At 41.3% G+C, this 12639-nt stretch carries 10 protein-coding genes; 8 read left to right on the top strand and 2 right to left on the bottom strand.

Annotation, left to right across the window (positions count from 1 at the left end):
- Nucleotides 1-5: 5 nt before the first annotated feature.
- The 8 genes from ABLC00_RS01910 (at nt 6) to ABLC00_RS01875 (ending at nt 9473) form a co-directional block, all read left to right on the top strand.
- Nucleotides 6-1508 (top strand): UvrD-helicase domain-containing protein, encoded by a 1503-nt coding sequence (locus ABLC00_RS01910; RefSeq protein ID WP_002156955.1) that lies wholly within the window; start codon nt 6-8, stop codon nt 1506-1508.
- Nucleotides 1509-1531: 23 nt separating this feature from the next.
- Entirely contained in the window at nt 1532-2914 is a 1383-nt protein-coding gene (locus ABLC00_RS01905) for an AAA family ATPase (protein ID WP_006580954.1), read from the top strand.
- A 314-nt stretch (nt 2915-3228) separates the two neighbouring features.
- Entirely contained in the window at nt 3229-6078 is a 2850-nt protein-coding gene (locus ABLC00_RS01900; protein ID WP_031952282.1) for a monovalent cation/H+ antiporter subunit A, read from the top strand.
- Nucleotides 6075-6443 (top strand): Na+/H+ antiporter subunit C, encoded by a 369-nt coding sequence (locus ABLC00_RS01895; RefSeq protein ID WP_000624229.1) that lies wholly within the window; start codon nt 6075-6077, stop codon nt 6441-6443. Before ABLC00_RS01900 ends, ABLC00_RS01895 begins: the two co-directional genes overlap by 4 nt.
- Nucleotides 6443-8254, top strand: coding sequence for a monovalent cation/H+ antiporter subunit D (locus ABLC00_RS01890; RefSeq protein ID WP_002156993.1), 1812 nt, complete (start codon nt 6443-6445; stop codon nt 8252-8254). The genes ABLC00_RS01895 and ABLC00_RS01890 overlap by 1 nt, the downstream gene beginning before the upstream one ends.
- 2 nt (nt 8255-8256) lie before the next feature.
- Nucleotides 8257-8784 (top strand): Na+/H+ antiporter subunit E, encoded by a 528-nt coding sequence (locus ABLC00_RS01885; protein WP_002156972.1) that lies wholly within the window; start codon nt 8257-8259, stop codon nt 8782-8784.
- Entirely contained in the window at nt 8781-9056 is a 276-nt protein-coding gene (locus tag ABLC00_RS01880) for a monovalent cation/H+ antiporter subunit F (RefSeq protein WP_002053531.1), read from the top strand. Before ABLC00_RS01885 ends, ABLC00_RS01880 begins: the two co-directional genes overlap by 4 nt.
- Nucleotides 9057-9068: 12 nt before the next feature.
- Nucleotides 9069-9473: a Na+/H+ antiporter subunit G gene (locus ABLC00_RS01875; RefSeq protein ID WP_002157026.1), complete on the top strand. Its 405-nt coding sequence runs from the start codon at nt 9069-9071 to the stop codon at nt 9471-9473.
- Between the two features lie 56 nt (nt 9474-9529).
- Here ABLC00_RS01875 and ABLC00_RS01870 read toward each other — a convergent pair whose 3' ends face one another.
- Together ABLC00_RS01870 and infB are read right to left on the bottom strand one after the other, a co-directional pair.
- Entirely contained in the window at nt 9530-9931 is a 402-nt protein-coding gene (locus ABLC00_RS01870; RefSeq protein ID WP_031952281.1) for a ribosome-binding factor A, read from the bottom strand.
- A complete protein-coding gene (infB, locus tag ABLC00_RS01865) occupies nt 9931-12630 on the bottom strand; it encodes a translation initiation factor IF-2 (RefSeq protein ID WP_002156968.1) in 2700 nt (899 codons plus the stop codon). Before infB ends, ABLC00_RS01870 begins: the two co-directional genes overlap by 1 nt.
- Nucleotides 12631-12639 lie beyond the last annotated feature (9 nt).

Genomic DNA, 12639 nt, shown 5'->3' with positions numbered 1-12639 from the left:
ACTCAGTGTCGAATATCGAAAAACCTAAAGCCACCTATGAGCAAGCAATTGCCATAGATAACGCACGTCTTGGGCAATCATTTAAAGTGATTGCCTATGCGGGTACAGGTAAAACTACTACCTTACAAATGATTAGTGATGCCATGCCTGAACGGCGTGGAATGTATTTGGCATTTAACAAAGCCATTGCAGGCGAAGCTCAGAACAAATTTCATCGCAATGTAGACTGCCGTACTTTTCACTCACTCGCGTTTCGTAGTGTGCCACGTGGTGTGACTGATAAATTACGCTTACCTCGCTTAAGTCCAAGTTTTATTGCCAAAGAATATCGACTAGAACCGATTACCTTACGACGCATGATGGGTGGACGTTATGAAAAATACGTCTTAATGCCAAGTCGATTAGCGAGTCTTGTCGCCAATGCAGTAAGCTATTTCTGTTCGACCAGTTCTCAATATCCAGCGCCTCGACATATTCAGGCGCCAAACTGGTTACATCCAGACGATATTACTGAGCTACAGACCCACCTTTACCCTGCTGTTGAACGCCGCTGGCTTGAGTCCATCGACCCAAACCATCAAGCGGGAATTGGTCATGATATTTATCTCAAGCTTTGGGCATTGTCTGAACCTAACATTCCGGCAGATTATGTCTTATTTGATGAAGCCCAAGATGCTGACCCTTTAATGTTGGGTATTTTGCTACGTCAAAAAAGTACGCAGGTTATTTATGTAGGTGATGCCCACCAGCAAATCTACGCGTGGCGTGGTGCAGTAAATGCCATGCAACAACTGCCTTTGCCAGAGTCTCGCCTAACGACCTCTTTTCGTTTTGGAGAGGCAATTGCCGATGTTGCCAATGCGTTATTAGGTGGCTTAAATGAGACAGTTCCTTTACTTGGTAATCCGAACCAAAAATCAAGCGTAGTCAATAAACCGCATACAAAAATGCGTGATGCGATTTTATGTCGTACTAATGCTCGCGCAATGGAGCTGTTATTGGCAGGCTTAGTTCACGGCGATAAAGTGAGTTTGCAAGCTGACCATCAAAAACTAAACCGTTTTGTAGATGCTGCAAGTCTCTTGAAGCAAGGAAAACGAGTTACTGACGTTCCTGAGTTGGCATGGTTTAACTCATGGCATGATGTTCATGAGTACTGCGAAACCAATGAAGGAAGCGATATTAAACCATTGGTTAAACTGGTGGATGATCACGGTACCGATCCACTGAAAAAAGCACTTGCAAAGATTACCCCACTTGAGCAAGCTGACTATGTCATCTCGACTGCCCATAAAGCAAAAGGACTAGAGTGGAACCGCGTCCATATTGAAGATGATTATCAATTTAAAATTAATGGTTTAGAACACAAGATTACAGATGAGGAATTAAGATTACTTTACGTGGCCTGTACTCGTGCTAAAGTAAGTCTAAACATCCATCATCTTTATGATCTGATACAACAATTAAAAGTAAGGGCGCCTTTAAGTCTTCGTAAGTCGGTTGGTTGAAGCGCTCATAATTAGGTGAGCCTATGAGACTTCAATCCATCCAATTTAAACATGTTGCTCTGTTTCATGACCTAAAGATCCAATTTCAATATGATAAGCAACCGATTACTTTAATTTTAGGTGAGCAGGCAACCGGTAAAAGTATGCTACTTAAGCATATTTATCATGCTTTAACGTGGTTTCCTGCGCGTCTTAAAGATGTCCGCACTCCGGGTGTTGTCATGCCCGATCAAGACATTACTCATTCTCGTTTACAATCTAAAATAGAAGTGAGTATCCATATTCCTTCAGAGTTCGGGCAATTACCTGAAACTACATCTGCACAGCAAACCGACACATCCGTTTGTAGTTGGAAACTATTTAAGACCTTAAATGCAACTGGTGTGGGTATTAGTCAAGTTGAAACTCAGCAGCTCGATCAAACTGTTACGCTTTATCATCAAGTCACCAGAAAAGACCCGCTTCAAGGACTTCCTCTACTTGCCTATTACCCATCTGAACGATTTGTTAACGATATAAATTTACTCAATAAAAACCTTCCAGGTATTACTCAGTCTATTTCTGCTTATGAAATTAGTTTAATCCCGTTTACAACTTTTACTCGCTTTTTTGAATGGTTACGTGAAATTAGCGATATTGAAAATGCGCAAGCAGCGCAGGTTGTACAACGAATTATTTCAAAACAATCTAATCCACAAAATCAGGAAGAACTTTTACATCAGCTTCAAATCGAATTGGCAGGGCAACCTAAACAGCTTCCTTCACCAAATCTATATGCGCTTAAATCAGCGTTAAAGATTATATTTCCAGAACTTGAAGACCTTTACCTACAATATCATCCACGGCTTCAACTCATGGTACATTACAAAGGTGAAGCTTTAGCATTTCAACAACTTTCCAATACCACAAAAACATGGATCGCACTCGTAGGGGATGTTGTACGCAGACTTTGTTTGCTCAACCCACTCAGCTTAGATCCTTGCCTTGAAGGCGAAGGAATTTTATTAATTGACCAGATCGATTCACAACTAGATGCTCAACATTGTTCAGAAATTTTAAATCGACTTCATCAAGCATTTCCGCGTTTACAAATTATAGTGACTGGGAGCCGTGAAGAATTACTTGAGCATGCGACTGCTTATCAATGTTTTAAATTAGAACATGGCAAAGTAGGTCAACTTGATTTAAATACGACTCAGCAGCAGCTCGAACACCTTTATACCCTCTTGCATCGAGATGAAGCTTTAGCACCACATATAGATACTTTGCCACCTGATACTGAACCTACAACAGCCCAGATCGACAATTTGTACCAACAAATTCAAAACTTAAATGAACAACAAAAAAATGAATTATTACGTATGATTCATGCAGGAGATACTTCGGAAGAAACCTCATCTCTGTAGACGTTATTATCCATATAGCTCAATTTTTATAATAAAAACCGGATTCGCTAAATATACGATGAAATCTGTTTTTTGAGCTGAAAAATCACTAGATGTTGTTACCACATGTAATAACATCAGATTTTTAATGATTTTTTAGTGTACAATAAATTTCATTTTGCGTTTTTATTATTCAAGTTGCGCAATACAACTTGTTTCTCGCTTTATTTTTCTAATTTGGTCGGGTTTTCAGAATATAAGCTTTGGAAATCTCTTTGAATTCCTATCTATTCTGAAATGAAAATTTCACCTTTAGGCTTCGGTCTAAATTATATATGGATACGAGTGTGCTACCGATAATTATCTTATTACCGTTAATATTAGGCACCACCCTTGTTTCATTGCTTCAACGGTTTTCACGTGGAGTAACGGCTTTAGGGGCGATCGGAGTCAGTTTAACCAGTTTTGGTTTATTACTGACTCAGGCTAAAACTGTGCTTGGTGGTGCAAGCATTCAACAAAGTTGGGATTGGTTACCGCAATTAGGAATTAATCTGAGCTTTAGACTTGATGCCCTTGGTTTATTATTTTCTCTTCTTATTACCGGTATCGGTACACTCATTTATATTTATGCCTATTATTATTTAGGCCCTAAAAATTCATTAAGTAAATTATATTTATTACTCATGCTGTTTATGGCAGCAATGCTGGGTATTTCCCTTTCAAACAATTTAATTATTTTATTAGTGTTTTGGGAACTTACCAGTATTTCATCTTTCTTATTAGTGGGTTACTGGAGTCATTACGAAGCTGCTCAACGTGGCTCGCGCATGGCACTTACCATTACAGGAATGGGTGGACTCGCCATGCTAGGTGGATTTGTCTTATTAGGGCAAATCACCGGTACTTATGAAATTAATGATATTGTCGGAATGAAAGAGCTCATTCAAAGTCATCATCTTTTTGTTCCGATGCTTTTGCTTATCCTACTTGGTGCTTTTACTAAAAGTGCTCAGTTCCCTTTTCATTTTTGGTTACCCAATGCAATGGCAGCACCCACCCCGGTGTCAGCCTATTTGCACTCTGCCACTATGGTTAAGGCAGGTATTTTCTTATTAGCACGTCTTGCACCTATCTTTATTGGTGCGGCGCTTTATCACAACATTGTCACGTTTGTCGGCCTATTCACGCTTTGTATGGCGGCATGCTTTGCTATCTTCAAAGAAGATTTAAAAGGATTATTAGCCTATTCCACTATTAGTCATTTAGGTCTTATTGTCTGCTTGTTAGGTATTGGTTCACCTTTAGCGGTTGCCGCTGCAATTTTTCATATTATTAACCACGCAACCTTTAAAGCTGCCCTGTTTATGATTGCAGGGATTATTGACCATGAAACAGGTACACGTGATCTTAGAAAATTAAGTGGTGTTTGGCAGCTACTACCGTTTACCGCAACGCTCACTATGATCACTGCAGCCTCAATGGCAGGTGTTCCTCTTACCAATGGCTTTATTTCTAAAGAAATGTTCTTTACCGAACTGTTAGCGAACCTTTCAGGATCGGCTGTTATTTTTGCCAGTATTATTGCGACCCTTGCCGGTATTTTTGCAGTGAGTTATTCAATTCGGTTAGTTCACGGCGTATTTTTTGATGGCCCATTGGGTAAACAAGTTCCAAATAAAAATGCCCACGAGCCACCTATCGGCATGAGAGCACCAGCTATATTGCTCGCGGCACTATGTATTTTGGTCGGTATTTTCCCTGCCCTACTGGTCGAGCCTTTAGTTAACAGTGTGACACGCGCAAGTCTTATGCAGCCTGATTTTGCAGGAACTCATCTTGCAATTTGGCATGGATTCAATGCGCCATTAGTCATGAGTATTATTGCCTTGGCTGGAGGTACGCTTTTCTATTTTGCCCTAGCAAAAGATGGCATGATTCGTAAGATCGATCTTGATCCAAGGCTCGGTCGCTTACAAGGCCGTATTTTATTTGATTTATTCTTAAAGCATTTATTATTAACGAGCCGAAAAATCAAACAAAAAACCGAAAATGGTTCTTTGCAAAGCTACCTGTTTTTAATCATTGCTTTTAGCATCATCATGGTGACCATGCCTTTGCTCAATCAAGGGCTTACCACTGGTACACGCGAGCTTACTCATGCCCCATGGATTGCAGTTGTGCTTTGGCTAACCTTATTCTCAGGTTGCTGGATGATGCTCTGGTTTCACCATGAACGCATCAAAGCTGTACTCATTAGCGGTGCAATTGGTCTCGTGGTGACCATGGTGTTTGTTACGATGTCTGCACCTGACTTAGCACTTACTCAAATTACGGTAGATGTGGTTACGACTGTTCTTTTGTTGATGAGTTTGTCTTTACTACCACAGCTGACACCTTATGAATCTACTCGCTCAAGACGTTTAAGAGATGCATTTTTAGCAATTATTGGTGGCTTAGGTATCGGCTGGATTACGTGGCTCATTTTAACGCGTGACCATAATTCGATTTCATGGTTCTTTGCTCAGCAATCTTTACCACTTGGCGGTGGTTCTAACATCGTGAATGTTATTTTGGTGGACTTCCGTGGTTTCGATACCTTTGGTGAAATTACCGTATTAGGCATTGCTGCGATTGGTGCGCTATGTCTTATGGATGGCATGCGCGTACACGGTACTACCATGACACAAGGCCTCACCTACCGCTTTAACCCATCTCCGCTTATGTTCCGTATTACGGCCTCTTGGGTGTTACCTTTAGCGCTGGTGGTAAGTGTCTATATCTTTATGCGCGGACATAACTACCCTGGCGGTGGCTTCATTGCAGGTTTAATTACCTCAATGGCACTCATTATTCAATACATTGCTTTAGGTCAAGATCAAGCAGAACAAATGTTAAAAGCCCAATCCGGTCGTCTTTACGAAATCTGGATTGGTTCCGGATTAACAATTGCAGGCCTTACTGGCATTGCCGCATGGTTCTGGGCACGTCCATTCTTAACTAGTGCTCATGTCTATGTTGAGTTACCAATTTTAGGAAAACTACATCTGGCTTCAGCAGCAAGCTTTGATTTGGGTGTGTATATCACCGTGGTAGGCGCCACTATGCTACTCATTTCTGTATTAGGAGACTCTCGCCACTCGAGTATGTCTGGTCCTGTACCTCATGGGGAGAAATCATCATGATCAGTTTAGAATTCTTACTGGCCTCTGCCATTGGGCTACTTGTTGCTACAGGCATCTATCTTATTTTGCGTGCGCGTACCTTTCCTGTTGTGTTGGGTTTAGCCGTACTAGGTTATGCGGTTAACTTATTTTTGTTTGCGATGGGCCGTCTGCAAGTCAGCTCGCCAGCTATCCTAACGGAGACTACCAATATTACAGATCCGCTTCCACAAGCGCTTGTTTTAACTGCGATCGTTATCGGTTTCGCAACCACAGCGTTTATTGTGCAACTGGCTTTACGCAGCCGTTATGAATCAGGTAGTGACCACGTTGATGCAAAAGAAGATATTTCTCCAACATACGACCCACGTGAGGATGAGCCGTGATGTTTGATTTTTTATCTTTTTGGCAAGCAAATACACCAATTTTCAGCATCCTCATCCCGGCATTTACTGGTTTTATTTTACTGCTTCTAGGCAATCCTGGCGCTGGTGCATTAAAAGAAGACTGGCGTCAACCTTGGCGACGTGGCATTAGCTTGCTCTCAGCAATCGCAGGTTTAGTCACTGCTGTTAGTTATCTGATTGTTGCTAATACAGGCCAAATTACTGTTTACCAGTTGAGCGAGTGGTCAGCACCATTTGGTATTGTGCTGGTACTTGATCGACTTTCAGCATTTATGCTGGTTTTAACCTATGCCTTAGCAGTCCCGGTTTTATGGTATGCAAGTGAGAATTGGGATACGAGAGGTCGCTATTTCCACGCTATATTCCATTTTCTTTTAATGGGCCTATGCGGAGCATTTCTTACAGGTGACTTATTCAACCTGTTCGTTTTCTTTGAAATCTTGCTTATGGCGTCCTATGTTTTGCTGTTGCATGGACAAGGCAAACCACGTTTTCAGCTTGGCGTACACTATGTCATTATCAATCTCTTAGCCTCTGCCCTATTCTTAATTGGCCTTGGTATGATTTATGGCAGTGTAGGCAGTCTAAATATGACTGACGTTTCACGCCTTTTACCAACTTTAGATGCAGATCAACATAAATTAGCAGTCGCTGGTGCCCTACTGTTATTTGTCGTGTTTGGTATTAAAGCAGCCATGCTACCAGTGGGTTTTTGGCTACCAAAAACTTATGCCGTTGCAAGTACACCTGTCGCAGCGATCTTTACCATTATGACTAAAGTGGGCATCTATGCCATTTTGCGTGTAAATGGAACTGTATTTAATGATGTACTTAGCCAAGAAATCTTTAAAAGTTGGCTTCTTCCAATTGGCTTAATTACGTCTCTATACGGTGTGGTTGGAGCAATCGGTGCAGATCGCCTTAGACGTTTTGTTGGTTTTATGGTGCTGTCTTCGATTGGTACATTATTGACTGCAATTGCTATGTCAAATACGCAAGCGTGGTCAGGGGCACTATTCTATTTAGTCCACAGTACACTGATCGGTGCTGCATTTTACTTGTTCTGTGGTTGGATGACTTCGCAACGCGGTGATTTCAAAGATCACTTAAAAATCGCACCAAGAATTAAGCAAGAAAAAGCAGCCATGCTGACTTATTTCTTAATTGCCATGATGCTCGCTGGTTTACCACCTTTTAGTGGCTTCTTTGGAAAGGTGTTTATTTTACAAGCAACTGTTGAAACAGCATATCAAGGCTGGGTAATTGGTATTGTGCTTGTGGTCAGTCTATTAAGCATTATTGCGTTAACACGTGTCGGATTTATTTTATTCTGGCGTGCCTCAGCACCAGAAGAAGATCCGATCAATCCTGCTTATATTATTTATCGGGCTTTACCTGAACGTGCACCACCACGTAATGATTCAGTGATTTATATTTTGCTTGCAGGTTTAGTGGCTTATGTCGTATTTGCTTCACCTGTGTTGCACTACACCACAAGCACTGCTCAGCAAATTCAAAATCACGCCTTATATCAGCAATCTATTCTTAAAACTGATCAAAATGGCGAAATCATTAGTGTGCAGCCTTATGATTCAACTTATTTACCAGAAACAAAATATGGTGGAGAAGTTGAAGATCATAATGCCTATCTGATACCTGACATTATTTCTAAAGACACATACAACGGTGTACATATTTCCGAATACAAACACCGCCAGATTCAGCAGCAAGAAAAATTGCAAACCCCAACCATTGCTGATGAAAGTCAACTGAAACCTATGGAGCCATAACAATGCAGCTATCTAAATTGCTTGACCGCTGGTTTCCGCATCCATTTGTTTCTTTTTTAATTATCGTTTTTTGGTTAATGCTCTCGCATAGTCTTGATGCAAGTGACCTGCTTATGGCTGTAATTTTGGGGCTTGTGATTCCTCGATTGGTTCGACCTTTTATTACTAGAACACCGCACATTCATTGGCAACCAGCAGTAAAACTATGCTTTGTTGTACTGTGGGATATTATTGTTTCCAATTTTCGCGTTGCTAAACTGGTATTAGGGTCACCTAAAAAATTACATCCCAAATGGTACCGTGTTCCATTAGAAACAGAACATGAACAAGTAAATTCTTTACTCGCAATGATTATTACCACAACACCAGGTACGGTCTCTGCTGGTATTGATCAAGAGCGTGGTGACATTTTGGTACACTCGCTCAGTACAGAAAATACTGAAAGTGATGTGCAAGACATCAAACAACGCTATGAGGCTCCACTCATGGAAATTTTTGATGTGAAAAGCAAATCGGAGGACAACACATGACCATCCTACCTTATGCACTTGGCATTAGCTTGATTGCCATCACGATCTCTATGTTGCTCTGTCTGTTTCGCATGGTGATGGGACCATCAATTGTAGATCGCCTTTTAGCACTTGATACCCTTTTTCTAAATGCAACTTGTCTCATTGTTGTATTAGGTATTTATTGGACAACCACCTCTTTATTTGAAGGGGCATTATTAGTTGCCATGCTAGGGTTTGTATCGACAGCTGCTTTGGCTCGTTATTTTACAACCGGTCATGTAATCGATTAGAGGGAGGTCAAAATGCAAATTACAATGGAAATTATTGTTTCGATCTTTCTAGTTTTTGGTTCGTTCTTTATGTTAGTTGGTTCTATCGGCATGGTACGCCTACCCGATTTATTTATGCGACTACATGCGCCTACCAAATCGAGTACATTAGGACTAGGTAGCTTTTTAATTGCTTCAATGATCTTTTTTGCTTTTCAAGGTCGTTTTGGCTTTGCTGAACTTCTCATTACTCTGTTAGCTTTCATTACGGCACCTGTTTCAGCCAATTTAATTGCACAAGCAGCACTACATCTGCGTTTACGCTCATTAAGTGGTGAAGTTCCTGAAGCAATCGAACGTCCATTACCATGGGATCGCTATAAAATCGGACAACGCTTTTCACAAAACAAACCTCCGATGGAGCCTCCTCAGGAATAAAAATGTGAACAAATAAAAAAGCCACCCAAAGGTGGCTTTTTTATTTTGAGTATAAATTACTCTTCGTCATCTGACTTACGTTCCGGTAAATCTTGTACCGCTTTTTCAATAAGACCAAACATATAATTACCATATGCATTCGTCTTATCGTAATGGAAACGTAAGCGAGGCGTAATACGTGTTTTGATACGACGACTGAGTTCATGACGCAAGAAACCAGAAGCTTTATTTAATACATCTAAAGTTTCTTTATTTGCTGATTCACTTTGCTCATCACCTAGCTCACGCCCCATAACAGTAACGTAAACTTCAGCGTATCCCATATCCGCACTGACTTTCACGGCTGAGATGGTCACTAGACCACCCAGACGCGGATCTTTTAACTCCTGACGGATTAGATCAGACAGCTCACGCTGTACTGAATCCGCCATTCGCTTTAAGCGTTGGCTACCCGCCATTAAAGACTCCGTTTAATCAATTGAACATCATATACTTCGATCTTATCTTGTACTTTGATGTCTTTATAACCTTTAACCGCAAGACCACATTCCATACCAGCACGAACTTCATCAACTACATCTTTATAACGACGTAATGATTCAAGTTCACCTTGGAACACAACCACGTCATCACGTAATACGCGAATCGGTTTATTACGGTGTAATGTACCTTCAAGTACCATACAGCCTGCTGCTGCACCAAACTTACTTGAGTGGAATACTTCACGTACTTCAGCAACACCCAAGATTGTTTCACGGTGTTCAGGAGCAAGTTTACCGCTCATGGCATCTTTCACATCATCAATCAATTCATAGATGATGCTGTAGTAACGAATATCGATACCGTCTTGGTCACTTCTCTGACGCGCAGCTGTATCAGCACGAACGTTGAAGCCTAACAATACTGCTTCTGAAGATTCAGCAAGAATTACATCAGATTCAGTAATCGCACCAACACCAGAACTAATTACACGAACTTTTACTTCATCAGTAGAGAGTTCATATAATGCTGCATTCAATGCTTCTAAAGTACCACGTACGTCAGTTCTTAAAACGACGTTCACTGTAGGAACATCTTTTTTGCCCATTGACGACATGATATTTTCAAGACGCATTGCACTTTGACGCTCAATACGTTTTTGACGCTCACGGTCAGCACGAGCATCGGCAACTTCACGTGCTTTTTTCTCGTCATTTACAACAAGAACTTCGTCACCCGCCATTGGAGCATCTGGAAGACCCAGAATTTCTACCGGAATAGATGGTCCTGCTGATTTAATTGGCTTACCGTTTTCATCAGACATTGCACGGACACGACCATAAGATGAACCTGCAAGAACAAGGTCACCAATATTTAATGTACCGTTTTGAACAAGAATAGAAGTTACTGCACCACGGCCTTTATCAACACGCGCTTCAATAACAACACCTTGCGCAGCACCTTCAGCAGATGCTTTTAATTCCATCAATTCTGATTGAATAAGAATTAAATCAAGAAGTTCATCAATACCTTGTCCAGTATGTGCTGAAACTTTAGCAATCGGAACATCACCACCCCATTCTTCTGGAACGATTTGTTTCGTTGTTAATTCATTTAACACACGGTCTGGATCAGCAGATTCTTTATCCATCTTGTTGATTGCAACAATAATTGGAGTACCTGCTGCACGAGCATGGTCAATTGCTTCTGCAGTTTGTGGCATTACACCGTCATCTGCCGCAACAACCAATACCACGATATCTGTTGCTTTAGCACCACGTGCACGCATTGAAGTAAACGCAGCATGTCCCGGTGTATCAAGGAATGTAATAATCCCTTTGTCTGTTTCAACATGATACGCACCAATGTGCTGGGTAATACCACCTGCTTCACCAGCCGCAACTTTCGAACGACGGATACGGTCAAGCAATGATGTTTTACCATGGTCAACGTGACCCATAATCGTAACAACTGGTGGACGAGTTGTTTGCTCACCACGTGCTTCTTCAGCCGCTTCAAGCAAGTTATCTTCCGCCTGTGTATCAGAAACTAGAACAGGGTTGTGTCCCATTTCTTCTACAACAAGTGCAGCTGTATCTTGGTCAATAGCTTGATCTTGATTAACCAACTCACCCATTTTCATAAGTGTTTTGATAACTTCACGTACTTTAATCGCCATCTTTTGAGCAAGATCGGCAACAACAATACTTGAACCGATTTCTACGTCATAGACTTGCTTTTTAACTGGCTTTTCAAATCCATGCTTGTTTGCTTGGCTTGATTTTAAACCACGTTTGTTATGGTTAACGAAGCTTTGCTCTTCTTGACCACGACGACCGCCTTTCTTACCCGCACGCGGATTAGTAGTTGCGCCACCGCGTTTAATTTCACGGTCTTCTTGCTTGAATGAATCTTCATACGCTTGGCCAACAAGACCTGAAGCAAGTGGAGAATCATCAATTACACGAATTGTGGTAGTAGCATCGTCATTTGAGTACTTAGATGCCATTTTGCGCATTTGTTCAAGCGTACGTTGCTGAGCTTCTTCAGCCGCTTTACGACGTGCAGCTTCTTCAGTTGCTTTTAACTGAGCTGTTTGAGCTTCACGCGCTTTCTTTTGCTCTAATGTTTCTGCTGGTTTTGGTGCAGGTTTTACTGTACCACCACCACGTTTTTTCACTACAACGGCAGCTTTAGGAGCTGACTGTGCAGCGCTATCTTGTTGATGAGCAGCACGCATTGCATCTAAAGTTGCTTTTGCTTTTTGCTCTGTTTGAAGACGCGCTTTTTGCTCTGCAGTTTCACGCGCTTGTTGATCTGCACGTGCTTTAGCTTCTGCTTCTGCACGCGCTTTAGCTTCTGCTGCAATTTGTTCTGGGTTTGGTTTAGCAAAAACCTGTTTTTTACGTACTTCTACGTTAATTGTTTTTGCTTTACCTGAAGTACTTGCAACTTTAGCGGTACTGGTTGTTTTACGTTTCAACGCAATTTTTCCTGTGTTACCACTTTCCTGACCATGCACTTTTTTCAAATGATTGACTAAAGTGTCCTGTTGTTCAGTGGTAATAATGTCGTCTGCTGTACGTTGAGGCAAACCTGCTTCGCGAGCCTGTTCTAGGAGCTTCTCAACAGGACGTCCTACACTGAGAGCTAACTCTTTAATCGACTTGTCCGTCATATTTCATCT

This window comes from Acinetobacter nosocomialis, from assembly GCF_041021905.1.
Classification (GTDB): Bacteria; Pseudomonadota; Gammaproteobacteria; order Pseudomonadales; family Moraxellaceae; genus Acinetobacter; species Acinetobacter nosocomialis.
Note: the sequence above shows the minus strand (reverse complement) of the source record. Positions and strands in the feature narration are given on the sequence as shown.